General features: G+C 63.0%; 23 protein-coding genes. 12 read left to right on the top strand and 11 right to left on the bottom strand.

Features of this window, described 5'->3' with window-relative positions; all coding sequences use genetic code 11:
• Window positions 1-20 precede the first annotated feature (20 nt).
• The 3 genes from AC1DS0_RS15785 to AC1DS0_RS15775 are packed head-to-tail and all read left to right on the top strand — an operon-like array spanning window position 21 to window position 1,694.
• A complete protein-coding gene (locus AC1DS0_RS15785; RefSeq protein WP_476815249.1) occupies window positions 21-743 on the top strand; it encodes a heme-copper oxidase subunit III family protein in 723 nt (240 codons plus the stop codon).
• A gap of 9 nt (window positions 744-752) precedes the next feature.
• Window positions 753-1,088, top strand: a complete 336-nt coding sequence (locus tag AC1DS0_RS15780) for a cytochrome C oxidase subunit IV family protein (protein WP_476815248.1) — start codon at window positions 753-755, stop codon at window positions 1,086-1,088.
• 42 nt (window positions 1,089-1,130) lie between these two features.
• Window positions 1,131-1,694, top strand: a complete 564-nt coding sequence (locus AC1DS0_RS15775) for a PRC-barrel domain-containing protein (RefSeq protein ID WP_476815247.1) — start codon at window positions 1,131-1,133, stop codon at window positions 1,692-1,694.
• 576 nt (window positions 1,695-2,270) lie between these two features.
• Here AC1DS0_RS15775 and AC1DS0_RS15770 read toward each other — a convergent pair.
• Window positions 2,271-2,663, bottom strand: coding sequence for a hypothetical protein (locus AC1DS0_RS15770; protein ID WP_476815246.1), 393 nt, complete (start codon window positions 2,661-2,663; stop codon window positions 2,271-2,273).
• Between AC1DS0_RS15770 and AC1DS0_RS15765 the strand changes: the two genes are divergently transcribed.
• The gene (locus AC1DS0_RS15765; protein ID WP_476815245.1) at window positions 2,644-3,885 is read left to right on the top strand and encodes an FkbM family methyltransferase; all 1,242 of its coding nucleotides are present in this window, start codon (window positions 2,644-2,646) and stop codon (window positions 3,883-3,885) included. The two genes, AC1DS0_RS15770 and AC1DS0_RS15765, sit on opposite strands and share 20 nt — an antisense overlap.
• A gap of 278 nt (window positions 3,886-4,163) precedes the next feature.
• The gene (locus tag AC1DS0_RS15760) at window positions 4,164-5,255 is read left to right on the top strand and encodes a class I SAM-dependent methyltransferase (protein WP_476815244.1); all 1,092 of its coding nucleotides are present in this window, start codon (window positions 4,164-4,166) and stop codon (window positions 5,253-5,255) included.
• 64 nt (window positions 5,256-5,319) lie between these two features.
• Here the strand turns inward: AC1DS0_RS15760 and AC1DS0_RS15755 are convergent, their stop codons facing one another.
• The 10 genes from AC1DS0_RS15755 to AC1DS0_RS15710 all read right to left on the bottom strand — a co-directional run bounded on the left by AC1DS0_RS15755 (window position 5,320) and on the right by AC1DS0_RS15710 (window position 17,521).
• Complete coding sequence (locus AC1DS0_RS15755) at window positions 5,320-6,330, bottom strand: class I SAM-dependent methyltransferase (protein WP_476815243.1); 1,011 nt, start codon at window positions 6,328-6,330, stop codon at window positions 5,320-5,322.
• A 163-nt stretch (window positions 6,331-6,493) separates the two neighbouring features.
• On the bottom strand, window positions 6,494-7,213 hold the full coding sequence (locus AC1DS0_RS15750; protein ID WP_476815242.1) for a CatB-related O-acetyltransferase: 720 nt from the start codon (window positions 7,211-7,213) through the stop codon (window positions 6,494-6,496).
• An 86-nt stretch (window positions 7,214-7,299) separates the two neighbouring features.
• A complete protein-coding gene (locus AC1DS0_RS15745; protein ID WP_476815241.1) occupies window positions 7,300-8,070 on the bottom strand; it encodes an ABC transporter ATP-binding protein in 771 nt (256 codons plus the stop codon).
• 3 nt (window positions 8,071-8,073) lie between these two features.
• On the bottom strand, window positions 8,074-8,991 hold the full coding sequence (locus tag AC1DS0_RS15740) for an ABC transporter permease (RefSeq protein WP_476815240.1): 918 nt from the start codon (window positions 8,989-8,991) through the stop codon (window positions 8,074-8,076).
• A 56-nt stretch (window positions 8,992-9,047) separates the two neighbouring features.
• A complete protein-coding gene (locus tag AC1DS0_RS15735; RefSeq protein ID WP_476815239.1) occupies window positions 9,048-9,983 on the bottom strand; it encodes an NAD-dependent epimerase/dehydratase family protein in 936 nt (311 codons plus the stop codon).
• Window positions 9,967-10,923: an NAD-dependent epimerase/dehydratase family protein gene (locus tag AC1DS0_RS15730; protein ID WP_476815238.1), complete on the bottom strand. Its 957-nt coding sequence runs from the start codon at window positions 10,921-10,923 to the stop codon at window positions 9,967-9,969. The genes AC1DS0_RS15735 and AC1DS0_RS15730 overlap by 17 nt, the downstream gene beginning before the upstream one ends.
• On the bottom strand, window positions 10,920-12,176 hold the full coding sequence (locus AC1DS0_RS15725; RefSeq protein WP_476815237.1) for a methyltransferase domain-containing protein: 1,257 nt from the start codon (window positions 12,174-12,176) through the stop codon (window positions 10,920-10,922). The genes AC1DS0_RS15730 and AC1DS0_RS15725 overlap by 4 nt, the downstream gene beginning before the upstream one ends.
• A gap of 58 nt (window positions 12,177-12,234) precedes the next feature.
• Window positions 12,235-15,498: a glycosyltransferase gene (locus tag AC1DS0_RS15720; protein WP_476815236.1), complete on the bottom strand. Its 3,264-nt coding sequence runs from the start codon at window positions 15,496-15,498 to the stop codon at window positions 12,235-12,237.
• Window positions 15,499-15,529: 31 nt separating this feature from the next.
• Window positions 15,530-16,522 (bottom strand): GHMP family kinase ATP-binding protein, encoded by a 993-nt coding sequence (locus AC1DS0_RS15715; protein ID WP_476815235.1) that lies wholly within the window; start codon window positions 16,520-16,522, stop codon window positions 15,530-15,532.
• A gap of 60 nt (window positions 16,523-16,582) precedes the next feature.
• Window positions 16,583-17,521 carry an NAD-dependent epimerase/dehydratase family protein gene (locus AC1DS0_RS15710; RefSeq protein ID WP_476815234.1) on the bottom strand — a complete coding sequence of 313 codons (939 nt, stop codon included), beginning with the start codon at window positions 17,519-17,521 and terminating at the stop codon, window positions 16,583-16,585.
• A 218-nt stretch (window positions 17,522-17,739) separates the two neighbouring features.
• Here AC1DS0_RS15710 and AC1DS0_RS15705 point away from each other — a divergent pair, with 218 nt between their 5' ends.
• From AC1DS0_RS15705 to AC1DS0_RS15675, 7 genes are all read left to right on the top strand, one after another.
• A complete protein-coding gene (locus AC1DS0_RS15705; RefSeq protein WP_476815233.1) occupies window positions 17,740-18,300 on the top strand; it encodes a D-sedoheptulose-7-phosphate isomerase in 561 nt (186 codons plus the stop codon).
• Window positions 18,301-18,353: 53 nt separating this feature from the next.
• Window positions 18,354-19,070 carry a sugar phosphate nucleotidyltransferase gene (locus tag AC1DS0_RS15700; RefSeq protein WP_476815232.1) on the top strand — a complete coding sequence of 239 codons (717 nt, stop codon included), beginning with the start codon at window positions 18,354-18,356 and terminating at the stop codon, window positions 19,068-19,070.
• A gap of 100 nt (window positions 19,071-19,170) precedes the next feature.
• On the top strand, window positions 19,171-20,226 hold the full coding sequence (locus tag AC1DS0_RS15695; protein ID WP_476815231.1) for a glycosyltransferase family 4 protein: 1,056 nt from the start codon (window positions 19,171-19,173) through the stop codon (window positions 20,224-20,226).
• Complete coding sequence (locus AC1DS0_RS15690) at window positions 20,223-20,957, top strand: D-glycero-alpha-D-manno-heptose-1,7-bisphosphate 7-phosphatase (protein WP_476815230.1); 735 nt, start codon at window positions 20,223-20,225, stop codon at window positions 20,955-20,957. The genes AC1DS0_RS15695 and AC1DS0_RS15690 overlap by 4 nt, the downstream gene beginning before the upstream one ends.
• Before the next feature lie 117 nt (window positions 20,958-21,074).
• The gene (locus AC1DS0_RS15685; RefSeq protein ID WP_476815229.1) at window positions 21,075-22,406 is read left to right on the top strand and encodes a glycosyltransferase family protein; all 1,332 of its coding nucleotides are present in this window, start codon (window positions 21,075-21,077) and stop codon (window positions 22,404-22,406) included.
• Window positions 22,403-23,677, top strand: coding sequence for a glycosyltransferase family 4 protein (locus tag AC1DS0_RS15680; protein ID WP_476815228.1), 1,275 nt, complete (start codon window positions 22,403-22,405; stop codon window positions 23,675-23,677). The genes AC1DS0_RS15685 and AC1DS0_RS15680 overlap by 4 nt, the downstream gene beginning before the upstream one ends.
• Window positions 23,678-24,135: 458 nt before the next feature.
• A complete protein-coding gene (locus AC1DS0_RS15675; protein WP_476815227.1) occupies window positions 24,136-24,798 on the top strand; it encodes an acetyltransferase in 663 nt (220 codons plus the stop codon).
• Window positions 24,799-25,162 lie beyond the last annotated feature (364 nt).

The raw sequence follows: 25,162 nt of genomic DNA, 5'->3' as shown, positions 1-25,162 counted from the left end.
CTCCAAGTGAGGTCGGAACGATGAATGAGGTCGCGCCACACACCCTGAACCCCAAGATCGGTCGCGCGCCCGGCTGGCAAGGGATCGTGGCGGATTGGTCGTCCGATCAGCGGGCCTTCAAGAACGTCTCCTGGGGGAAGGCCATGATGTGGATCTTCCTGCTCAGCGACACCTTCATCTTCGGCACGTTCCTGATTTCCTACATGACGGTCAGGATGTCGACGACCGTGCCCTGGCCCAATCCGAGCGAGGTCTTTGCGCTCGAGATCGGCGGCCACCACCTGCCGCTCATCCTGATCGCGATCATGACCTTCGTCCTGATCAGCAGCAGCGGCACGATGGCGATGGCGGTCAATTTCGGTTACCGCCGCGACCGCAGGAAGACGGCGGTCCTGATGCTCGTTACCGCCGTGCTCGGCGCGACCTTCGTCGGCATGCAGGCCTTCGAATGGACGAAGCTGATCTCGGAAGGCGTCCGCCCCTGGGGCAATCCCTGGGGTGCGGAGCAGTTCGGCTCCAGCTTCTTCATGATCACCGGCTTCCACGGCACCCATGTCACGATCGGCGTGATCTTCCTGATCATCATCGCCCGCAAGGTCTGGCGCGGCGATTTTGACGATGGACGACGCGGCTTCTTCACGAGCCGGACGGGGCGTTATGAGATCGTCGAGATCACTGGCCTCTACTGGCACTTCGTCGATCTCGTCTGGGTCTTCATCTTCGCGCTGTTCTATCTCTGGTGAGGGATCGACATGGCACAGGCCGCAGCTCATACCGACGCCCAGCAGCATCCGATCAAGCTTTATCTCGTGGTCTGGGGCTGGCTGTTCATCCTCAGCGCCTGCTCCTACCTGGTCGATTATTTCGGCCTCGTCGGTTACCTGCGCTGGTCGCTGATCCTGATCTTCATGATGCTGAAGGCAGGCCTGATCGTCGCGGTCTTCATGCACATGGCCTGGGAGCGATTGGCCCTGGCCTATGCCATCCTCGCTCCGCCGCTGGCGCTCCTGGTCTTCGTCGGCATCATGGTCTTCGAATCGAACTACACGCTCTTCACCCGGCTGGCGTTCTTCGTTGCCGGCTCATGACAGGCGATCCGGGGGCTCTCGATCCAGTAAAGGGAGGCGCTCATGAGAACCTATTACTTGTTCCAGGCGATCAATTCTCCCGACCTGCGTGGTTTCGCCGAGGAGCCCGCCGGCGCCAACCTGCCCGCGGATCTCGGGCCGTGGACGCTTGCGCGACAAATCCGACCGAACGACGAATGGACCCTGGCCGTCAGCAGGGCGGTCGTGGCGGCCGGCCTCATCGAGAACGGGTTTTATCTCTGGGGTCCGGCCGAGCAACAGGCGGCATCGCACCTGATCATCGAAAGCGATCGCGTCGAAGGGACCGCCGTATTCGACAGCAAGAACGATCAGATCGGCACCATCAAGCGGCTGCTGATCGAGAAGATCAGCGGCCGCGTTTCCTTCGTCGATGTGACGTTCGGAGGATTTCTCGGCATCGGCAGTCACCATGTGACGATCCCCTGGGACAAACTCGCCTATGACAAGGAGCTCGAGGGCTATCGCACCGACATCAGCGAGGCCCAGATCCGAGGCGCCGCGACCCTGTATGGGGACAAAGGCGTTTTGCCGGACCAGAAGCGCCAGCAGGACATGAGCGACTACTGGAACGACCTACCCAAATGACCAGTCCGAACACGCTCCGAAGCTGCGTCACATCTGGGCGATCAGGAGACGGCTGCAGCACGAACGCCGTGTGCGAGATCTGGCGATGTTCAATCTCGCGATCGGCAGCAAGCTGCGTGGCTGTGACCTTGTCCGGCTTCGCATGGGTGATGTCGTGCTCGGCGGAACCGCGAGGTGGGAGCCGACCTCCTGGCCGGAGTCTTCCTCCTTAGAACCTTATGGCGAGGTTTGCCTTGAAGGCATGGTCCTGGGCGTCCTGCGCGAGCTGTCCACTATAGGCCAAACCGAGGGTCGCGCTTGGGCCAATTGTGAACCGCCCCGGGTTCGCCGGAGGCCGTTTGGTTTGAGTCACGCCGCCATGGCTGGCTCATCCAGCATGGCGTAGTAGCGCTCCGACTGGCGTGACATCGATGCGATTCTTCTCCCCGACGGGTTCTTTCGTAGCCATTCGCCGATCGGCCGCTTGGTGACCGGGGCTCGCGTCGCGGCGTTGGCCGGGCGTTGCCCTCGTGCTGGGTATCGATCGCGAGTCGATCGATCGCCGGCGTGCCGCGATCAATCGCGGCAAGCGCGAGTTCATCCAGGTGCTGCGGCGGTGCCGCAGATCCTGCTGACGACACCAGGGTCCATCAGGCCGATGCCGGCCTCGTTGTTGGCTGATGCAAGCTCCGACTCTTGGTCAGACTGTGGCGCCGCAGGCACAGCGATCCGGGCCTCGACATGCAATACAGCTGAAAAATCTGGAAATCTGCGGTCAGGCTCCGGAAACGTGCGCGCAATCTTCCGGGCGAGAGGTAGAAGATTCGGCAGATGACCTTGATGGATGTCCCGCCTCGGCTCTTGCGGCAAGTGGGCGAAGCTATTTGGAGGCTGGAGACGAAACATGCCGAGTGATCTCAAATCTGCGGCAATCAACAATTTGCGTCGGGCCTTCGGATACAACCACACCATGGCGCGACTGAACGCCATGGACGACAAGCTCGGCCAGATCGCCAATCTGATCCGGCAGTTGCCGCAGCGGCCGGGGGGCTCGTCCGCGGGCGCGGGCCTCGTGCAGAACGCGCTCGACATCCCCCCGAACCCCATCGAATCTAATTCATCCGGAACGACGCCCATGCATGAAGCCCCCAACAGCTTTCCCATCCCTCAGTTCTGGGAGCCGAACTTCTGGGAGGCGATGGTGCAGATCGCCTTGCGCGACTACTGCAAGCCCGGCGACATCGCCTTCGACGTCGGCGCCAATGCGGGCGCGCTGGCCGCGATCATGTCGCGGCATGTCGGCCCGCGCGGCATTGTCTGCGCCTTCGAGGCGTCGCCGCGCATCATCAACAAGACGCACTACAATCTCGTCCAAGGCGGCTACACCAACGTCTCGCTCTATTACCGGGCGGTCTACCACACCTCGAACGAGGTCGTGACGCTCTATCCCGGCGACCATCTCAACGACTCCATCTACAACAATCTCGGCGCCGAGGGCGGCGCGAGCTATCGGGTCGAGACGCTGGCGCTCGACGATTTCGTCGCGGCGACGGGCCTGATGCCCCGCATCATCAAGATGGATATCGAAGGCGCCGAACTCGACGCTCTCAAGGGGGCCACCAGGATTTTGGCGGAGGGCAAGCCGCTCCTCATCCTCGAGCAGAGCCCCAGCGACATGAGCTGCCACGAGCTGCTCACCAAGGCCGGCTATGTCGCAGTCGATCTGTCGAATTACCGGCGCATCCGCTCGGCCGCCGATTTCGATGCCGGCATCAGCATCGCCAACATCCTGTTCATCCATGAAAGCCAGGCAGCCGACGACCGCTACTACAACGCTGGCGAACCGGTCGAGATCGCGCGTCTGACTCCGGACATGTTCGGGATTGCGCCCGGCGGCAACCTGTCGCTCAAGAAGCCGCTAGACCTGCCGGCCGGGCGTTATGTCTGCCGGACGGAGTTCACGGCCAGCGGCCGCGACAACGAGATCTTCGCCGGCATCGACACGGATCGCGGCCGCGTCCAGCGCTATCACACCTATACGGCACTGATGGCCGAGACCTATCGCGAATGGGCCTTCAACCTGCGGGTCGCGGGGCAGGTGACACCCTATATCGAGTTTATCCGGGGCAGCGATCCGAGCTTCCGCTGGAACGGCGCGACGATCTATCGCTATGCCGGCTTCGACGGAATGCAGCCGCCGGTCGTGTTCTAGGACCGGCCTGTATAGCCGTCTTGGGCAGGATCGTCGCCAGATCGAGGCCGGGAGCTTCAAGGGCGAGGTCCTGCCGGGCGCCCGCGGGATGCTGAAGCGTTTAGGCGTTCCCGCCGTTCGACATTCATGCCCATCCGGGCTTGACCAAGCTGACAACTGGATTTGCGACACAAACTTGGAATGGCCGGGCGCAGCGTGAATAGGCATCACATGATGCTGGCGCTTGCCCGCTGACAGAATGACGTTTGCCGGCGCAGCGCGCCGGGAGGGGGCGGGATATGCTGCGGCGTCTCAAAAGCTGGTTCGTACTTAAGATCCAGCAGATTGCGAGGAACGAGGCGCAACAGGTCGCGAGGAGCGAGGCACAACAGGTCGCGAAAGGAGAGGCGCGGCAGGTCGCCTCTTCGGTCGTCAGGCAAATCTCGGCGGAGTTCGGGCAATCGATTCCGGATGGAGTTCCGGCGGACGACCCGATTTCATTGGTCGATATCCGCGCGGCTTTTGCCGCCCACGAAGTCGCCCGCGAGCATGCAATCATCAATCGAACGCTGACCATGACCCGCTCCGAATACACGGTCATGCCGCGCTTCGCCTTCCATCAGCCGCTCGATTATCTCTGGGACACACTCCCGCCGGATTTCGGCGGTCCGGCGGTGCTCGTCGAGGGCGAGGACCTGCCTCTGCCGCCGCCCGGCATGCGTGGAGGGTATTCGGCCGACGATGGCGAGTATCTCGCGACGGGTCGGAATCATCAAGCTATCTATCTGGAGCAGATCGAGAAACACCTCGGACTGAACCAAAACGCCACCATCATGGAATTCGGCTGTGCGACCGGCCGTGTGCTCAGACACTTCAACAAGCAGAGGAACGAACTCGGCTGGTCGATGATCGGCTGCGACGTTCAAGCCGACCACGTCGAATGGCTGCGTCAGAACTGGCCCGACGACATCTGCGTCTATGTCGGATCGGTGTTCCCCAAGCTACCGTTCGAGGACAATTCGATTGACGTCATCTACGGGATGAGCGTCTTCACCCATATCAAATATCACTGGGACTTCTGGCTGCTGGAGCTTCGGAGAGTTCTGAAGCCTGGAGGGCTTCTCTTGCAAACCATTCATGCCGAGAGAGCTTGGAGCTTCTATCACGCCAACCAGGAACTCGACTGGGTCAAAGCGGCCATCTCCCCGCGAGTATTCCAGGCGAAGGAGATGGACGTCGACTTCCTGCTCTCCGGCGACATAGCCGTGAGCCAGGTGTTCTTCAAGCAGGAGGTCGCCCGCAAGTACTGGGGACGATATTTCAATGTACTCGACATTGTCTCCCCGGATGACCGCTATTGGTTCCAGGATATGATGGTGTGCAGAAAATGATGTAGTCGGGCTTGTCCGAAGCAGCCCGACTACAAAAGCGGTGTGGGCTTTCCCAGATGCTGGGTCACGCCTTGTGCGTGAACCACATGGCGCCGCCGCCGCGCCAGCCATCATTGTATTTGCCGAGGTCGATGAAGGGATTGGCCAGCTCGCTCTCGAAGGCGCCGTCGCGGCAGATATAGCCGGTCGGCATCAGCGGCGTGATGCGGTGCTGGTTGCCCATCATGTAGACCGCCAGCATATAGGCCTCGTTCCAGTACCAGTTCTTGAAGTAGGTGTCGTAGTCCCAAGGCAGGGCGATGTCGTGGATGTGCACGATCACGCCCGGCTTGATGCGCGGCAGGATGTCGATGAAGAACACTGTCACGTCCGAGTTCATGAAGGTGCGGTGCGAGCCGTCGAAGAACAGGATGTCGCCGGCCTCGAGCACGTCGAACACCGACAGGTCGCAGGTCTCGAGCCCGTAGCGGACGATCTCGTCGCAGATGGCGTCGATCTTGGCTCGCGGTTCCGGGTCGATCGAGGTGATCTTGGTGGAAAGCGCTCCGTCCTGCACGGCCATCTTGGCGAAGCAAGTCGTGATCCCCGAGCCGATCTCCAGATAGCGCTTGGGCTTGTGGGTCCGGATCATGGTGTAGAGCGTCAACGCGTCGAAGGCGCAATAGGGCACGCCGGCCCAGGCCGGAAGCGGCAGCTTCGCCTCGTCGAACTCCAGCGGAACCCGCGCGAGCTCTGGCGCGAACCTGCGCATCGATCCGAGGAAGGCGTTGAAATCGCTGGTGTGGGCGCGGAACCAGCTGTCGAGCGAGGGAATACGCGGCTGGCTGTACCCCCAGCGCGGCGCGAAATCGCGCGAGGGAAGATATTCGATCGGCACACCGTAGCGCGAATAGGGTGTTCCCTCCAGTATCTGGAGGCCGGACGTCGACTGGGCCGGTTGCGCCGTCGCGCCGCTTCGCAGGAGCGCCAGCTCGGAGCGAGCGCTTTCCAGCTCGGCTCGGGCCTGGTCACGTTCGCTGTAGAGGCGGCGGACTTCGGGAATAGCGAGGGCCGCAGCCTTCAGGAACTGACGCATGGAGGAAGCCTTTTCAAGCGATAGCAGATAATCGCCGACGGCCAGTTGACGATAGGGCCGGGACGCTCGGTCGCGGCGAGTTAACCCGCGATGCGGCCGAAGGCAAGTCCACCCCTTTTGGCCGCTTCCTGTGCCTGTCGGACGGGCCGCGGCCTGGCCGGATTCAATCGAATATCACCGTACCTGTTTCGGCGCGGCGGATCGAGCCATCGGCAATCCCGCGGCGAAGGCGGTCTATGAAATCCTGTACGCGCGAATAGTCGCGTACCGGTCCCAATGCGCCCAGATCCCAATCCCACCATGCCAGCTCCAGCAGAGCCTCGCATTGGTCCTGGGGCAGCCTGTAGCGCAGGTGACGTGCAGGCACCCCCGCCACGATGGCATAGGGTTCGACATTCCCCGTGACCACGGCACCAGCGGCGATCACTGCGCCGTGGCCGATGGTGACGCCGCCAAGGATGACCGCGCGCGTCCCGATCCAAACGTCATGACCGATGACGACCCGCTCGTTGCGCACGTCGCGTTCGCCGACCAGTTCGGTGACCGCAATGGCCTGATAGGGTGAGAAATCGGCCATGCCGGCAGCGATGCCACTCGGATCGCTGGCGAAAGGATGGGTCGATACGAAGTTGACCGGGTGGTTGCCGGGGTTGATGACCACGTCTTCGCCTATCGAGCAGAAGCGGCCGATGCGTGCGCGCGCGAGCTTGAGCGAGCCGTTGACATAGCTGAACATGCCGATTTCGCAGTCGCCTTCGACGTCGATATCGTGTGCCTTCAAGCGCGACGGCGTTTCCAGGACGAGGCGCCCCGAGGCCGTCAGGATGACGGGAAGGCCGGCCAGCCGGCGCAACCTCCTCGCAATGGACGTCAAGATGCTCACGAAGGCCCTTCCAAGTGTGCCTTGCGACCCTGTCCGGATCGACTCGCCGGAACAGGCAGGAAGCCGGGCGTTCTAAAGCGGCAGAATCAGACGGCGACGACGCCCGGACCATCCACTTCCTGCCGGTAGAGGGCGCACATCTCTCCGACGTCGCCATAGCCGATCAGTTCACCGCCCTTCATGAACATCGCCTTGTTGCACCATTGCCGGATGATCTCTTCCGAATGTGATGCGAGGACCAGAATCTTGGAACGCTCCACGAAGCGCTCCATGCGGTTGCGCGCCTTGGTCACGAAGGTCGCGTCGCCCGCCATCATCCATTCGTCGAGGAGCAGGATGTCGGGCTCGATGGCGGTGGCGATGGCGAAGGCCAGCCGCAGCAGCATGCCGGAGGAATAGGTCCGCGTCGGCATGTCGAGATAGTCGCCGAGTTCGGTAAATTCGGCGATCTCGGGGGCGAGCGCATCGATCTCCTGGGCGGTCATGCCGAGATAGCGGCCGCGCAGACGGATGTTTTCGCGCCCGCTGATGTCGTGGTTCATGCCGAGGCTGAGGTCGAGCAGGGCCATGACCCGGCCTTCCGTATAGACCGAACCGCGCGTCGGCTCGTAGATTTCCGCGATCGCGCGCAAAAGCGTGGTCTTGCCGGCCCCGTTCGGGCCGATCAGCGCGACGCGTTCGCCCGCCGCCATGTCGACGGTGATGTCGGACAGGGCGCGCACGACCGGCGCGGCGCGCGCGCCCGTCAGGATCTTGCCTCCGGTCGCGCGCGCGAGCACCGTTTTCTTGAAGGAGCGATGGCCCGCATGCATGATCGGGAATTCGATCGACAACCGGTCGAGGTGCACAAGGGACATTGGTCAGATCCAGTAGACAATCTGCTTACGTGCACGCACAAACAGCCAGGTGGTCGCCGCCCCTCCTACGACCAGGCACAGCAGCGCCATCGCGGCAACCTTCCAGCTGATCATCTCGGACAGCAACGGCGCCCGCAGCAACTGGATAAATGCGTAGAATGGGTTGAGGTCGACCACCCAGGACGGCGCATGCTGGGTCGCTGGATTCCAGATGATCGGCGTCACGAAGAAGCTGAGCTGGATGATACTGCCGACGATCTGTGTGACATCGCGAAAGCGCGCGCAAACGATCGACAGGAAAAGCGCTATCCAGAACATGTTGAGGAGCAACAGGATCACGCCGGGAAAGAACAACAACATATTGGCGCTTAGATGCAGATCGCAATACCAGAATACAACAAGGTAAACAGGGATCGTATGCAGGAAAATGATGAAGTTTCGCGCGACGATCTGGAAAATGAACAACGTCCGAGGCAACTTGACCTGCTTCATCACCGAAGCGTTGTCGAGCATCGCGCGGCAGGATTCGTTGATGACGCCCGTCAGGAAGCCCCAGATCAGCAAGCCTACCGCCATGAAAGGCAGGTATTTCTTCACTTCGAGGTTGAACAGGGACGCGTAGAGCGGACCGAGCCCGAAGATGAACACGCCGGAGCTGATCGTCAGCCAGAATGGCCCGATCAGTGACCCGCGATAGCGCTGGAGGATGTCGCTCCACGCCAGGGTCATCCAGAAAGATGTCGAGCGCAGGGACGCCGCGAGATCCGCGAGAGCCAAAGCGTTGAGCGTCGGGTAGCTGCGCCGTTCCATCACATCATGAGCCAGTTTTTCGTCTCGGCCGTCCATCAGCCGCTTAAGGCGAGCCCTCCATTTCCCGGAGCCTGAAGCCTTGTCCAGTTCGCTCGATATGCGGGCCTTCAAGCATGGAACGCCCGAGTCTGTCCAGAGCGGGCAGCTGCGGTATGGCGGGCTCGTCCCTAGCCGAGCCCGTAGTCGCTGGCGAGCACCTTGCGCACGCCTTCGACGAGCGAGGTCTTGGGCTTCCAGCCGGTCTTGCCGAGGAACAGGCCGGCATCCAGCGTCTTGTACGACGCGCCCTTGAAGGTTCCTGGCGGATAGGTGATCTCAGCCTGCCAGCCAAGCGCCTCGACCACGGCCCGGGCCGACTGGTCGATCGTCACGGGGGCGTTGGACGAGCAGTTCAGCATCGTATTGTCGAAAGTCGCATCGGCGGCGAAGATCGCCTCGATCTGGTCGTCGACATAGAGCAGGTCGCGCACCGTGTCGGGCTCGCCCCAGACCGTGAAAGCCGTCGCGCCGCCGCGCATCTCCTTCACTGCCCGATCGATCATGCCGGTCATGAAATGCGTCCGTTCGGGCGCCTTGTGATCCTGCGGGCCATAGACCGTCGCCAGGAACAGATGGAGATAGCGAAGGCCGTATTGCGAGGCGTAGGTCTCGCTGCCGACGGCCAGTAACTGCTTGGCCAGGCCATAGCCTCGCACGCTGGGATGCATCGGCCCCGACTGGAACTCGCCTTCGACGATCGGCTTGTCGCTTTCCGGAAATGCGCAGGAACTGCCGGTCGAGATCAGCTTGGCCTGGGGCTGATGCAGCCGCCAGGCTTCGAGGACGTTGAGATGGATGCGGGCGTTGATCGCGATCAGTTCACCCTGAATGCCGTATTGGATCTGCCCGGTGCGCTGGCGCGTGACCAGATGGAGAATCCGGGCGGCCTTCGGCGCTTCGGCGAAAACACGCTGCGAAACGGCTGGGTCGCTCAAATCACCGGCATCTCGGCCGATCGCGTGAAAGGGCAGGCCACGCTCGCCCATGTAGCGCGCGAAATTGCGGCCGAGGAAGCCGTCGCTGCCGAGAATGATGGTCAGATCATCCTTAGGATTTGAAGCCATGGCGCAGCCACTCCTCGCGATACCATTCCACGGTCGGCTTCATGCCCGCCTCAAGATTGGTGAACTCCAGCCCGAGGGCGTCCCGGACACGCTGTGACGTCGAGATCCGCTTGGCGGGGCCGAAGGCGCCTGGTGCCCCGGCCTCGATCGGCTTCGTGGAGCCCGCGACCCTCAGTACTGTCTCGGCCAGCGTCTGCAGGGTCGTCGTGGCGCCGGTGCAGAGATTGTAGGTCTCGTTGCGCCCTCGCCAGGCCAGGGACCGTACGAAGGCCTCGGCTACGTCGCCGGCATAGATGAAGTCGCGTTCGACCGTGGGGTCCCCCTTGATCGCGAAGACCGGATCGTCGTTCAGCGCCTTCATCACGAAGGCCGGCGCGACATGGGCCTTGGTCAGCGTCACGCTGTCGTAGGCGCCATATGGGTTCGAGAGGCGGAAGACGACACTGTTGACGCCGAAGCGCTGTGCATAGAGACCGGCGATGATCTCCGCCCAGCGCTTCGACCAGGCGTAGAACGCCTCGTTGGCATTGGGGCCGGCATTCAGGTCGATGGGAACCGCGTCGTCCATGACCGCCAGGCCGGCCTCGTAGACGGCGACCGAGCTGGCGAGGCGAACTTCACGGATCTTCCGCTCGGCGCAGAAATGGTAGACGCGCGTATTCAGGTCGACATTGTTCAGGACGATGTCGCTCTGGGCCAGATCGAAACGGCTCGAATCGTAACGGAACGCGCCGAGATGGATCACGATCGTGTCTGCCGGCAGTTCCGGCAGCGAAGACAGTTCCGCGAGCGGGACGACACGGCTGCAGCCGGGAACCGAGCGCGATTGCCCGGTCACTCCGATCAGCGTTTCGACGCGGCCGGCGAGCGCCTGGGCGACATGGCGGCCGACAAAGCCGCTCGCGCCGAACAGCACGACGGCGGCAGGCAGGGTGCTCATGACGCCGCTTGGTTTTTCAGAGCGTCCTTGCCGATCACCTGCAGCTTGGGCACGGGGACGATAAACTCGCCGCCGCCTGCGAAGTAGGCCTGCTCCTTGGCGATGAACTCCGACAGGAAGTTCCAGGCGAGCACCAGATACGCATCCGGCCGCTTCTCGCCCTCGGCGATGATCGGGATGCGCGATCCCGGCATCATGTAGCCGACCTTCATCGGGTTCTTCTCGGTCGCCTGCTGCACGAGCTCCGGGCCGATGCCGAAGCTGTTGACCAGGGTCGCACCCTTGGCCGGCGCGCCATAGGCGTAGACGCTCTTGCCTTCGGCCTTGTAGCCCTGCAGCAGGGCGACGAGTTCGTCGCGCAGCTTCCAGACATTGTTCGCGAAGGCCTCGTAGGTCTCGAACTCGCCGAACTTCTTGGCCGCCTCGTCGGCGCGCATGGTCATGACCGAATTGCCGACCGGACGCTTGCCCTTCGGCGCGACATGGATCTCCAGCGAGCCGCCATGGATGTCGACGACGCCCGCCTCGAAGACTTCGAGCCCGTGCTGAGCGAAGAGTGCCTCGATGGATTTGAGCGTGTAATAGACGAGATGCTCGTGATAGACCTGATCGAAGGCGAGGTTCTCGAGCATGCCGCCGAGATAGATCGCCTGCACAACGAAGACGCCATCGTCGGTGAGAAGCTTCTTCACGCCCTTGATGACGCTGTGCAGCTCCTCGAGATGGAAGAACACGCCGGCGGCGGTGACGAGCGACGCCTTGCCCTCCTTCGCCACGATCTCCTCGGCTGTGGTCTCGTTGAAGAACCGGGCCCAGGTCGGCACCCCGCGCTTCAGCGCCAGCTCGACGACATTGGCGGCCGGGTCGATGCCGAGCACGCGCAGCCCCAGCGGTTGGTATTGGGCGAGCCAGGAACCATCATTGGAGCCGATGTCGACGACCAGTTCGCCGGGCTTCAGCCCATATGTCGCCGTCAGCCGCTCGGCCGTCTCCTTGAAATGCGCGACCAGCGTCTTGGTCGTGCCAGAGACATAAGGATAGTCGGTGAACATGCTCTCCTTGGGGATCGTATGGTCGATCTGAACAAGGGTGCAGGCCCGGCAGAAGCCGACCCGAAGCGGATAATAGGGCTCGCGCTGGCCGGCGAGCGCCGGCGGGATCAGGCGATTGCAGTGCGGCTGGTCACCGAGATCCAGAAACATCTCGACATCGGTCGAACCACAACTGCGGCAGGCGATTCCTAGTTTCGTCATCGGTCTAACTTCATCCATTCATGCGATTCATACCGTTCCGCTCTGTCTTCGAGCGAAATCAGGCGCTCCAGGACCACCAATGCTGCTCGTGGCGGTTGTCGTTGAAGATGTCGTAGTGCGGGGTCTGAGCAAGGCCAAGCGCGGTATGGTCTTCGCTCTGCCATCCCTTCGCGTCGAGCAAAGTGCGCAGCGTGCCCCACTGGCGAACGCGCCGGCGTAGTTGCAGGTCGAGCGCATCCACCCCCTCCACGGCGGAGAGCAAGCGGCCGCTGGCATGCTGCGCCGCGCGGGCGAAATCCGGAGTCTCGCCGCGCCGCTGCAGATAGGCGGCCGTCGCCGAGGCGAGATCGAAATCGGTGCTGTAATGCCCGCAGAACGATTTGCGATAGCTCAGGGACTGGCGGAAAAGGTCGACGGCCTCCGCCACCGAATGTGCGTCGTAGCTATAGGCGACGCCAGCCTCTGTGCGGTGCAGGTACCAGGCGCGGAGATCCTCGATCTCGGCGCGCGGGTTCTGCGTGGTCCGCTCCTCCGGATAGTTGTTGAAGACCCCGAGACGCTTCGGCACGTGAAGCGTCTTGATATGGGTCAGCAGCCGGCCCTTGAACTCGGTGTCGCCGGCAGCCCGGAAATTCTCGTCGTAATAGCCGAAGCGGTCGTGGATGCTCTTGCGATAGAGCCCGGCGACCCAGCTGAGATAGCAGGTCTCGAGCCTGATCAGGGCGGGATTGAAGCCGGTCCGATCATAGACCATCACGTCATGGTCGAAGACGCCGGCCTTGTCGACTTCGGTCACGATCGAATCCGCCATGGCCCAGTCGACTTGCGGATTGGCGTCCAGCGCCTTGGCCAATTCGGCAAGGCAATCGGGATGCATGCCCTCGTCGGCGCCAAGGAAGGTGAGATAGGGAGCACGCGCCAGCTTGATGCCGCGGTTCCAGGCGGCCTGGATGGTCTCGCGCGCGGCCGAGCGGGCAAAGACGATCGGGAGCGCGCTCTGAGCCGCATAGGCCTTGAAGACGTCGTATTCCCGCGTCGGCGAGTTGCTGTCGACCAGCACGACCTCGACGCGGCCCTCTCGGGCGTAGGACTGGGCCGCGATATTGTCCAGCAGCGTCCGTAGCTTGGTCTCCGCATTGTAGAGCGAGACGATGACCGAAACGCGCGGGGCGCTGTCAGCCGGCCGGAGGTCGTCGAGGATGGCCAGCGGCAGATCTGGCTTGGAGAGATTGCGGCGGTATTGCTCGTCCAGAAGCGCGCGCGAACGCTCGAAGACGTCGTCTCCGGGCGCGAACATTGCCTCCGCAGCTTCGGCCTCGCGCAGATAGCCGGCGCTGCGCAGTGCTCCGGTCACGAAGTCCAGATCACCGAACTTGTCGCCCCCCATCCAGCGCATGGCGCGCAAGCAGTAGGTCGCGGCGATGACATCGTTGTCGCGCTTCCGCTCGAGCCGGGCCATGTCGCGGAAGACCTGGACGCGCGCGACCCGGATATGGCCGAGTTCGGCCGAGACCCGTTCGAGCTTGTGCGTGACTTCCTTCTGGGATCGTTCGGGAAGCGTCAGCAGCTGGGCGCGCGTCGCATCGACGGCTGCCGCCGACCGGATCTGCGCGACGCTCGACTGCTCGAGACCACGATACTTGACCAGGTTGTTGCCCAAAACCTTGTACACGGGCCGCAATGATGGCCGCCAGTGCCTGGCCTCCCGCAGCGCACCCTTGACGGTCCGTAGCTGGGCCTTGACCTTGCGCAAGCTCGCCTTGGCATCGGGCGACAGATTTCGACCCACTGCGCGCTTCGTCCGATAGACGACCCCGTTCTCGTTGGGCCGGCGCGGCTTGTTGAAGCTGTCGAAGCGATGACGGATTTCGGCGACACTCTGGATCGCGGACTGATCACGTGGGCCAAACGGCTCATACATTGCGGCAAGATCGGCGGTATCGACTTTCGACGGAGCCCTGCCCAGAGAGGCGACGATCCGCGCGCGCAAGCTGTCGTAGTCGTCCAGGCCCGCGCGAATGCGCGCCGCCGCGGAACGGCTGCAATCGATGTCGATCACCAGGTCGGAGAGGGCCGGATGGTGCTTGCCGAGCCACTGGGCGACACCCGCGCGACCTGAAACGAAGGCCGGGCAGCCGAGACGCAGGGCTTCCAGCGCGACCAGGTTGAACTGGTCATAGCGGGACGGCAGCACCACGACACTTCGACCGAGGAACAGTTGCGTCAAATCGGCCGGAGTTCGGTGCTGTTCATAGTCGAGATCGATCTGGCGCAGCCGCTTCATCATGTCGAGCGTCGGCTGCGAACCGATGCCACTGCCGCCGGTCGACTCCGATCCGATCACCATCGCCTTGTTGAACGAAGCCGGATCCAGGCACCAGACGATGTCAGCGAAGAGATCCGGCCCCTTGCGGCGCTCGCGGCGGCCGATGAATGCGATATCCGGCCGTCCGCCATTGCGCGGAGCCATGACCGGCGCCAGCCCGCCCGTGATGTGAAGCGGATCGATCAGGCGCGATTCGATGCCGGACCGGCCGCGCCATTCTTCCGCGTAAGCTTCGCTCAGCGCATAGCGGACATCGGCACTGCGGAACTGGAGATGCTCGCTCGCCCGCAACTCGGCCTGCCTGCGGCTCGAAATGGAGCCATGCGGCCAGATATCGGCCAAGGCGCTGGAGATCGTTCCATGCAAGGCCAGCGCGTGAACCCCGACCCGGATGCCCTGCGCCTCCAGCGCCCCGCGGATGAACAGCCCGACCGTGTCGTAGTCGGGCGTGTCGACGACATCGAAAGCTGTGTCTCCCAGGCTACGCTGGACGGAGGAAGCGAAATGCCACGCGTTGAGATAGCTCTGATAGAAGTGCTTAACTTCCGCCGGAAGCAGATTCGTGTTGCCCACATAGAACTGCTCGTAACGTATCCCGATCGCATTGGCCGGGCGCGGCGCGTCGGCGGGCTCACGTCTCAAAAAATAGAAGTATGTATTGTCCGGGCGCTGCTCGATCAGCTTGCGGTAAGCCGACTGACCACCGCCGACGGTGTCGTACAGGTCGCTTTCGACGATGAGCACGCGCTGACCACGCCCTGACAACGTCTGGAACGCTGGCGTGACCGCCTGACCAACCTCGACTGTCTCGCGCCTTGTCATTCCGCTCGCTTCACTTTTTACAGCATTGGGCAGGCATGCCCGGGCAGGCTGAGTGACATCGGACGGCGCCGGCAGCCCCATTCCGGACGCCGGGCCTTGTGACGCGCCTCTCGCGACATTGCAAGCCCGGCCGTCGACGGATGAGATGCCGGCCAAACTCGCCGCGGCCGCCATGCACGGCATGGCTCGACCCGGCGGGCAGCGGTCAGTTCTGCAGGATCGCCGAACCCTGCCTGTCCATGTCGATTGGGATCAGGAACGCCTTCTGCATTCTCTCGTTGAACGCGGCCCTGCGCTCGGGCGGAATAACCATCAGCAGGAAGCCGCCCCCGCCCGCTCCGCAGAGCTTGCCGCCATAGGCTCCGGCCTCGATCGCGGCGTCATAGAGTTCGTTGATCTCGGGCGTCGAAACCTTGGTCGAAAGGCTGCGCTTGATCATCCAGCCCTCATGCATCATGGCGCCGAAAGTCGCGAGCATTCGCTCCGGATCGCTCCCTTCGAGCACCTCGACCGCCTGCGTCGTCAACGCCAGAAGCTCACCGAGCTCGCGATCGACCTTGCGCTCGCGCGTCGCCTCGATCTGCTCCTTCACCGTGGCCGAGGCCGAACGCTGAATGCCCGTATAGATCAGGACGAGCGAGGACAGCAGCATGTTCTGACTGTCGGAATGCATCTGGACGGGCGATATGCGAATCCGGCCATCGACGAAATCGAAGCGGTTGAGCCCGCCGAAGGCCGCATGCAGCTGGTCCTGGACGCCGACGCTGTCGTTGAGCAGCTCGCGCTCGGCGTGGATGGCGGCAAGCCCCAGATCGAGCCTGGTCATCTGCTCGGCCTTGAGTGCCTTGACCAGATTGATCAAACCGACCGTGAAGGCCGACGAGCTTCCGAGGCCGCTACTGGCCGGGAGATCGGCGATCACACTCATATCGAGTGCCTCGTCGACCTTATAGTACTTCAACACCTCGCGAATGACCGGATGCTGAATATCGTCAATCCGGGTCGTATTCTCCAGACGGCTGTAGCTCAGTCGATACTTGTAATCGATGAAAGTCGCGAGACGCAGCGCACTGATATAGATATACTTGTTGATCGCCATACCGACGACCGCACCCGGAAAACGGGAAAAGTACTCGGGATAGTCAGTGCCGCCGCCGAAGAAGCTGACGCGCAATGGAGTTCGCGAGGTGATGAGCATTGTGCATTCCTGGCACGGCGGCACCTCCCGCGGGAGGTGCCTTGTCCCGAGGCCTTGAGATCAGACGTTCGAGAACTTGCTGTTCCGGATCATGCGATAGCCGCGGATCAGCTCCTGGATGCCGGCGTCCAGCGAATGGTCCGGGCTCCAGCCCGAAGCTTCGATCTTGGCGTTCGAGACGATGTAGTCGCGCTTGTCCGGATCCTCGCCGATCGGCGATTCCAGATAGGAGAACTCGGGGATGAAGCGCTTGATGCGCTCGCACAGCTCCAGCTTCGACAGGTTCGCATCGGACAGGCCGACGTTGAAAGCGTTGTTGTTGAGCTTGTCGTAATTCGCCAGCATGTGACGAAACGCCTTCGAGACGTCGCGCACATGGATGTAGTTGCGCTTGAAATTACCCTCGAAGATCACGACGGCACGGTCGGTGACGGCACGGTAGGTAAAATCGTTCACGAGCAGGTCGACGCGCATGCGCGGCGCCATGCCGAACACCGTGGCGAGGCGCAAGGTGATGCCATTGCCGTTGTCGAGAACGGCCTTCTCCGCATCGCACTTCGTCGTCCCGTAAAGCGAGATCGGGTTGAGCGGCGTCTCCTCGGTGCACATCTCGCCCTTGGTGCCGACTCCATAACCCGAGTTCGTCGTCGGATAGACGATCCGCTGGCTCGGGTTGAGGAGCTTCACGGCCATACGCACGGCGTCGAGATTGGTCGTCACCGCGCTGATCGGATCCTGCTTGCACAGCGGTGCACCGACCAATGCAGCGAGCGGAATCACCACGTCGGCGCGCGCGACCAGCGACTTCATCAGGGACTCGTCGCGGGCGTCGCCCCGCACCGGCTCGAAATTGGGATCGGCACAGAGGTGGGCCAGCACAGTGTCGTTGCGATTATAAGTATCGAGCGCAATGACCTGGTGCCCCTCGCGAAGCAGATCGGGAATCAGGATGCAGCCAATGTAGCCGGCTGCACCGGTCACCAGAATACGCTGTGCCATCTTGAAAAAAGCCCCGCTCGGAATCGTTTCGGGCCGCCATGTTTCTGGACGCATATGGCGAGCAGTGGCTCTTTAGACAAACTGGGAAAGCACCACAACCCCTCGTGCGGCCGCCGCCGCGCTCCCCTTGACGCTGCGGTCGAAGGCCGATTAAACCACGCCTTCCCGGCGGACCGGCCGTATTCGGGGCCCACGCGAAAGCTCAAACCTTGAGTATATTGTCCTATCTGGAAGAGTCGCGCCGTGTCATAGCGGCCAGCGAAACCCACCCCGGCATCGCCCGCACCGACGCAGCCGTCGCGATCATCAGCGAAGCGCTCTCCGCTGGCAAGCCGCTGCTCGTCTGCGGCAATGGCGGCTCGGCTTCGGACGCGATGCACATCACCGGCGAACTGGTCGGCCGCTTCTTGAAAGAGCGCAAGGCGCTGAACTGCATCTGCCTGTCGAGCAACCCGAGCGTACTGACCGCTTGGTCGAACGACTATTCCTTCGAGACCGTGTTCTCCCGCCAGGTCGAGGCGTACGGACAAGAGGGAGGCGTTGTCCTCGGCATCAGCACGTCCGGCAATTCCGCCAACATCGTCAAAGCGTTCGAGACTGCCCACGCTCTCGGCATGAAGACGGTCGCCCTGACGGGACAAGGCGGCGGCGCCATGGCCGCCCATAGCGACGTCCTGATCGACGTGCCGTCGCGTTCGACGCCGCTGATCCAGCAGGTCCACATCGTCCTGTACCACTATATCTGCGAGCACGTTGAAGCCGCCACGATGGGACGCTGACGCTGGCCTCCCTTTCGCAACAGAGCGCCGCGCGGAACGCGCCGATCGATGATGTGACCGCCGTCATCCTGGCCGGCGGACAGGGCACCCGTATCCGCACGCTCTTTCCGGACGTTCCGAAGCCTCTGATCCCGGTGGCCGGCCGGCCCTTCCTGGATTGGCTGACCCTCTATCTGGCAGCTGCGGGACTGCGGTCCTTCGTCTATTCCACCGGGTACAAGGGCAGTCAGATCGACGACTGGTGCCGTGATGACGCGTTTCCCGGCTGCCGGCGCATCAGCGTCCACGAGCGTGAGGCACTGGGCACCGGCGGTGGCCTGCTGAACTGTCTCGACGAAGCCGGCGACTGGATTCTCGTCGCCAACGGCGACGGGGTCTGCATGACCGGCATCGACCAACTGTTGGCCTTGCGGCACGTGCCAGGGGTCGACGGCGGGCTGATCGGCGTCCATGTGCCGGACACGTCGGCCTATGGCAGCCTCGACAGCGACGACGACGGCAAGCTGGTGCGGTTTCGCGAGAAGCAGCCTGGCATCGGCTACGTCAACAGCGGCATCTATCTGTTTCGCAAAGCCGCGCTGATGCCGCTGCGACGGCAGGGGGTCTTGAGTCTCGAGCGGGACCTGATTCCGGAGATGCTCGCGGCCGGCCGCAATCTGAAGGTTGTGCATTGCGCGCAAGCGCCCTTCATCGACATCGGCACTCCCGAAGCGATGATGCGTGCCAACGACTTCGTCACGACCCATCTCGCCCATTTGGCACCCTGTTAAGAAGGCACAGCCGGCCGCGCGGCCCGGCAACGCCCCCGAAAAGGCCGGGATGAAAAGCGCTATCTGGTATTGGGGTACAGGCGGGGCGGGATCGCGCGTGATGATGCGGATCGCGGACCGCCTGTCCGACGCCTATGGCGCCGGACAGGTCGCGCTGTTGATGCATGCGCAAAGCGATTTCGTCGATGCGGCGCGCCAGCGCGGCCACCGCGTCTTCACCGTCGGCGGCGCGGCGGGACATCGCGCCAAGTTGGGGCTTCTGCTCGCGGCGCCCCGGCGTGCAGGCCAATTGCTCGCCGCGTTGCTTCGTCACCGCCCCAAGGTGGTCATCATCCCGATGAACTTCGCCTTGGCGTGCCCGCTGGCCTTGCTTGTCAAAGCCCTGGGCGGCCGGCTGGTCTATGTGGTCCACGACGCGGAGCCCCACTCCGGTGATTTCGCGCCAGCCTATCAGCGCGCGACGCAGCGCTGGCTGGTCGGTCAGGCGCATGCGGTCGTGGCGATGTCGCAAGGCGTCGCAGCGCGCATGCGCGAGCTTCAGCCGGAACTGCCTGCCGATGCGATCGATGTCGTGCCACTGCACATGTTGGCGCGGGAGCCGCGACGCGGCGGACGTCCAAACCCGGAAGGGCCGCTGCGTCTCTTGTTCATGGGGCGGCTGCTGCCCTACAAGGGCCTCGACTTATTAGCGCAGGCGCTTTCGCAGCTTTCACAGCGAACGGACTGGCGGCTGACCATTGCCGGCGACGGTCCCGAGCGAGAGCAAGTGCAGCGCTGGTTCGGCGGTATGCCGCAGGTCGATCTCACGCGCCTGAGGCCTTTCGAGGAAGCCGAGGTCGAAGAATTGATCGACAGCCATGATATCATGCTCTGCCCCTATCGCGACGCCAGCCAGTCCGGCTCCGTGGCGGAGGCGCTCTATGGCGCGATGCCGAGCCTGGTGACGCCGTCGGGCGCTCTCGCCGAGCAGATCGGGTACGGTGCCGCGGGCTGGATCACAGCGGCTGCGACCCCCGAGGCGATCGCAGCGACGGTCGCCGATTGTCTCGACAACCGCGACACCTACGCTGCGCGCTCGGCATCGACGGCCGCCTTCGCCCGGGCCGAGCTGGCCTTCAACGCGTGGCCAGCCATTCTCGCCAAAGCGACCGCTTGATTCAGACGCATGACGCGGCGCTTTCCACAGACTATGTACGAAAATCCGGCAGCAGGAATCGCATAGTGAGTTTCGAGGGATTGATCGACGGTGTCGGGCTTTGGGCCGAAAGCCTGACGCGGCGTGAACTCGCGGGACGACCGGCGCTGTTTCTCGATCGCGACGGCGTCATCGTCGAGGAAACCCACTATCTTTCGCGCGCCGAGGACATGGTCATGATCCCCGGCGTCGCGGAGGCTATCGCCAAGGCCAATGCCCGCGAGATTCCCGTGATCGTCGTGACGAATCAGGCGGGGATTGCGCGCGGATATTACGGCTGGGAGGATTTCGCCAAGGTCCAGGCAGCCATCATTGCCGCGCTGGCCGCGGCCGGGGCGACCTTGGACGTCGTTCTGGCCTGCGGCTATCACGGGGTCGGAACGGGACCCCTTGCCGTGGCGGACCATGCCTGGCGGAAACCGAATTGCGGCATGCTCGACTATGCTGCCGAGCGCCACGGCATTGATCTGGGCCGGTCCTGGATCGTCGGCGACAAGGTTTCGGATCTTGAGGCCGGGTTGAAAGCTGGTTTGACCGGCGGTTTCCTGGTCAAGACAGGGCATGGCGAAGCCGAAGCCCGATCGATGCCCTTGGCCCGGGCGCCGTTTCTAGGCGGAACGTTTGCTGCCGGCGTCCGCGACAATGCCGGCATCGCTATTGGCGAACTTCTGCACGATCATCGACTTGGATAGAAATTCCGAGCTCCTGCGACATGCCATGCTCCGATGTGAATCTGCGAATGGGGAACAGTCTGGAGTTGTTCCCAATTGCGCCCCCAAAGTGCGCTCCGGTTTAATAGGCCGTCGCCGATGTCCCTGAACGGCAAAGCCCGCCTCCTGATCGTCGACCAGTCGCTTCGCGACATGGTCGGCCATCACTTCGAGTATGATCTCGCGGTCGGCGACAGCGCCGCAGAGCACGGCCTCTCGGCCTCGGTGCTGGCCCATGCGAGCTTCAAGGACCTGACGCTTTTCGGCGACATACCGGCGACACCCTGGTTCACGCAGACCTATTACAGCGTCGACCGTTCCAGGAGCATCCAGCTCGCGCGTCACCTGTTGCAGAAGCTCCCAATCTCGCTGCGCGCGCCGCTCATCCGGGTCGCCGCCTCGGTGCTGGGTCGCCTGAGGGCCAGGGAAGGAGCAACCTCGCAAGCGAAGACGGCGCCCCTACCGGTTTTTGGCGCCGAGCTCGGGCGATATCTCGATGCCCAAGGCTTCGGATCGCAGGACCATGTCCTGATTCACACGATCAACATGTCCGAGCTGCATTCGGCTATCGCAGCGTTCGCGGACGTCGCAGGCGGACCGATGCTGCATGTCGTCCTGCGGCGCGACGCCGATGAGCCCGGCATCCGCTCGGGCCCGTGGGGCGGGGCGCCGGGCGCATTCGAGCGCCTCGCCGCCGCACCCGCGCTGGCCCGGCGCGTCGCGTTCTATACCGACAGCGCGGGGCTGGCCCGGCAGTATCACGAGATGGCGCCCGATCTGCTCTTCCGGGTGCTGCCCGTGCCCTATCCCGTTCCCGCAGATCACCCGGTCGGCCGGTCGCGCCAAGCCGGCCCGCTGAGGCTGACCTATGTCGGCGATGCCCGCGTCGAAAAAGGATACGATCACCTGCCGCAACTCATGAGCGAGCTCGGCGAGACGCTGATCGACGGACGGACGGCCAGGCTTGTCGCGCAATCCAATGCCGCGATGAGCCTGGAGGATGATGTCATCGCCCGCGCGCGCGATACCTTGAAGCGGTATCCGACCACTCAGGTCGAGCTGCTGACACAAGTGCTCGCCGTTGACGAGTTCAATACGCTGCTGTCGGATGCCGATATCGTCATCCTGCCTTATGACGCCCAGAACTATCGCAACCGCAGCTCGGGCATCCTCGTGCAGGCGATCGCAGCCGGAAAGCCAGTCGTGATCCCGTCCCGCACCTGGCTGTCGGACACTGCGCCTGCCGGAACCAATGTCCAGTTCGATACCCCGAAGCAATTGGGCCAGGCCGTTGCTACCGCGATCCGGTCCTTCGACGCCCTTTCGGAGGAGGCGGCGCGGAACGCGCCGGCATGGCGCGCCTTCCACAATGGCTCGAATCTCGTCGGCATCCTGAAGAACGCGCTCGAAATGGCTGGCCGGGATACGTGACGGAGATCGATTTCAGCGAACCGCCCGCGCCAGGACGGCCCCGCGCCAGGGTCGCTATCATATTTCCCGCACAGCATCTGCGCGATGCGGCGGGAGCCGCAGAAGTCCTCCGCCAGCAACATGAATGGCTGACCGAGCAAGGCTATGCCAGCCATCTCGTGCTGACCGCGCCGAGCCTGTCGCCTTTGCGAAGCTGGCGCTCCAAGCAAGACGAACAGGCGCTTTCGCAGGCGCGGGCACTGGGCTTCGACAAGATCACGGTGGTCGGGGTGGGCTGGCGACGCCCCCGCCGCTGGCCCGCGATCCTGCGGCTCGCGATCGCGGTCCTGCGGCAAGACTGGTCCCTGGATACCGATCTCGCGACCTCGGACGTGCTCGATACGGAAGCCATCCGGCTCCGGTTGCGAAACGAGACCGATTTCGTCATCTGCAATTATCTGTCGGGCATATCGGTTGCCAACGATCTGGCGCCCCCGGAAGGGCAGCTGGTGATCCTCCATGACTGGATCGACACGGCACCATCGCCCGGCATCGCCCGGATCCTGCGGGAGAATCGCGGCAGGCTCGCGCTGAACGCCGAGGAAGCAAAGCGGATCACGCTCGCGGCGCCGGGGCATCCATGCCTTGTCGGCATCCCCGTGAGGCTCTCCAAGGATGGCACGGCTGCGCTTCGCTCCCGACCGTTGCACCTCGCCGATGCGCTCGCCGCATCCGGCCCGGAAGCTCCGGCCGCGGCACAATCGCCAGCGACAGCCTCCCTCGAGGGTAATCAGGCTATCGACCTTCTGTTCGTCGGCGGCGCGCATGTTCCCAATCGGGAAGGCATCACCGCTTTCGTGCGCGATTGCTTCGGTCCTTTCCTGTCCACTCGCGGCATCAATCTCGTCATTGCCGGCGCCGTCGGGCAGCATCTCGATCTCGCCCCGCTTCCCGGCCTCCACATCGTCGGGCGAGTCCGAGATCTGCGGCCGCTTTACGATGCGGCCCGTCTCGTGATCGTGCCGCTACTCACCGGCACCGGAATCTCGATCAAGACGCTGGAAGCCATTGGCATGGACAAGCCGGTTCTCGCCACGCCGGTCGGCCTGCGCGGGTTAGGAGACGCCGCAGACCTCGCCCATCCGCCCCCGTTCGACCAAAGGTGGGCCAACCGGATCCTCGAACTCCTCGAAAGCCCCGAACGTCTCGAACGGAACCGGGCGGAGCTGAAACGTTTGGCGCGCGGACAATCGCTCGGCGAGGCGCTGGCCAGGGCTTTGGCCTCCCTCTGAACGGGCAACGCGCGCTAGCATCGAGGCCAGCCGTCCATTGGCAATCACCTAGGTCCAACTTGCGGGGGGAGGGCGGATCAGTCCCCGAATTCGCGGCCGGGTAGCGCTTTGAGCTCGCCTCGCTGAAGCCGGCCGAGGAATATCGCGAGGCCAAGGCGCTCGGTTACGAGACCCGGCCGGTACCTACCCACCCGGTGCCCGAAATCAGAAAACAGACCATTGCCAACGCGATCAACATCCCAAGCCGAGATCAGCGTGGCATTCGGCCCGCACAAGCGATAGTAGGATGATCGCGCTCGAGGATTCAGGATGGTCGCCGAAAGACAGCCTTTTCCGAAAGTCATCGATGCGCGGAACGGATCAGATGATTTTCGTTGGCTTGAGCTCAATCGATGCCACGAATGCCGCTTCGTCGATAATGAGCTTGCGCCTTTATCGCACACTAGAGGGGGGATGCGATGAAACGCAAGCTCGTCGTTTTCGGCACTGGCCAGATCGCGGAGGTCGTCGCCTTCTATTTCGATCGCGATAGCGAATACGAGATCGTTGCCTTCACGGTCGACAGCGCGTTCCTGGAAAAGGACACGTTCTGCGGACGCCCGGTCTTCCCCTTTGAAACCATTGCCGAGCGTTGCCCACCTGACGCGCATGAGCTCTTCATTGCCGTCAGCTACCAGAAAATGAACGCTGTGCGAGCGGCCAAGATCGAGGCGGCACGGCAGAGCGGGTATCAGTTGGCGCGTTATGTGAGTTCCAGGGCGGTCACCTGGGACGGCTTCCAGCCTGGCGAAAACTCGTTCGTCATGGAGGCGAACGTCATACAGCCATTCGCTCGCGTCGGCGCCGGTGTCATCCTGTGGTCAGGGAACCATATCGGTCATCATTCGACGATCGGGGATTGTTGCTTTCTTGCCTCCCATATCGTCGTTTCCGGCAATGTCAGGATTGGGGAACGCTGCTTCATCGGGGTCAACTCGACGCTGCGGGAAGGTATCGAGATCGGAGCTCAGAACCTGATCGGCGCCGGAAGCCTGATCATGCAGGATACCAAGCCGGGCGAGGTCTATATGCCAAAGTCGACACCGGTCTCGCCCGTACCGAGCCACAGGGTTAGAATGTGAGCGCTCACACCCTGTCAGCAGCCAGCCCGAACGCTTGATTTCTATCGGTCAAGCCGCGTAAGGTCAAAGCTCGCACGACCAAAATCATTCCTAGCATAGAGCATATATATCGCTCGCCGGCATGATCGAACCGCCAGGACGCGGACCGTGCTGTTCTCGTCCAGCGCGGCCAATACCTCCCGACCATCGGCTGTAGGATCTGCAATGCTGCGGGCGTTCTCGAAAGCACCCGAGAACATGTCGAGCGCGGCGCTGCATCGCCGCGCTCGAGGGTGAGCTAGCCGAGCGTACAAAGCGATTCGGCCGCTGAATCGATGGGGCTTTCGACCTCGATGCGATGATTGATACCGCAGCTTTTTTGACG

This window comes from Allobosea sp. P4_H5 (assembly GCF_056400825.1).
Note: the sequence above shows the minus strand (reverse complement) of the source record. Positions and strands in the feature narration are given on the sequence as shown.

Excerpts from the sequence above, each read along its gene's own strand:
- AC1DS0_RS15785 (WP_476815249.1), top strand. The coding sequence starts at position 21 with ATGAATGAGGTCGCGCCACACACCCTGAACCCCAAGATCGGTCGCGCG.
- AC1DS0_RS15780 (WP_476815248.1), top strand. The coding sequence starts at position 753 with ATGGCACAGGCCGCAGCTCATACCGACGCCCAGCAGCATCCGATCAAG.
- AC1DS0_RS15775 (WP_476815247.1), top strand. The coding sequence starts at position 1,131 with ATGAGAACCTATTACTTGTTCCAGGCGATCAATTCTCCCGACCTGCGT.
- AC1DS0_RS15765 (WP_476815245.1), top strand. The coding sequence starts at position 2,644 with ATGGCGCGACTGAACGCCATGGACGACAAGCTCGGCCAGATCGCCAAT.
- AC1DS0_RS15770 (WP_476815246.1), bottom strand. The coding sequence starts at position 2,663 with ATGGCGTTCAGTCGCGCCATGGTGTGGTTGTATCCGAAGGCCCGACGC.
- AC1DS0_RS15760 (WP_476815244.1), top strand. The coding sequence starts at position 4,164 with ATGCTGCGGCGTCTCAAAAGCTGGTTCGTACTTAAGATCCAGCAGATT.
- AC1DS0_RS15755 (WP_476815243.1), bottom strand. The coding sequence starts at position 6,330 with ATGCGTCAGTTCCTGAAGGCTGCGGCCCTCGCTATTCCCGAAGTCCGC.
- AC1DS0_RS15745 (WP_476815241.1), bottom strand. The coding sequence starts at position 8,070 with ATGTCCCTTGTGCACCTCGACCGGTTGTCGATCGAATTCCCGATCATG.
- AC1DS0_RS15735 (WP_476815239.1), bottom strand. The coding sequence starts at position 9,983 with ATGGCTTCAAATCCTAAGGATGATCTGACCATCATTCTCGGCAGCGAC.
- AC1DS0_RS15730 (WP_476815238.1), bottom strand. The coding sequence starts at position 10,923 with ATGAGCACCCTGCCTGCCGCCGTCGTGCTGTTCGGCGCGAGCGGCTTT.
- AC1DS0_RS15725 (WP_476815237.1), bottom strand. The coding sequence starts at position 12,176 with ATGACGAAACTAGGAATCGCCTGCCGCAGTTGTGGTTCGACCGATGTC.
- AC1DS0_RS15720 (WP_476815236.1), bottom strand. The coding sequence starts at position 15,498 with ATGGCGGCCGCGGCGAGTTTGGCCGGCATCTCATCCGTCGACGGCCGG.
- AC1DS0_RS15715 (WP_476815235.1), bottom strand. The coding sequence starts at position 16,522 with ATGCTCATCACCTCGCGAACTCCATTGCGCGTCAGCTTCTTCGGCGGC.
- AC1DS0_RS15710 (WP_476815234.1), bottom strand. The coding sequence starts at position 17,521 with ATGGCACAGCGTATTCTGGTGACCGGTGCAGCCGGCTACATTGGCTGC.
- AC1DS0_RS15695 (WP_476815231.1), top strand. The coding sequence starts at position 19,171 with ATGATGCGGATCGCGGACCGCCTGTCCGACGCCTATGGCGCCGGACAG.
- AC1DS0_RS15685 (WP_476815229.1), top strand. The coding sequence starts at position 21,075 with ATGTCCCTGAACGGCAAAGCCCGCCTCCTGATCGTCGACCAGTCGCTT.
- AC1DS0_RS15675 (WP_476815227.1), top strand. The coding sequence starts at position 24,136 with ATGAAACGCAAGCTCGTCGTTTTCGGCACTGGCCAGATCGCGGAGGTC.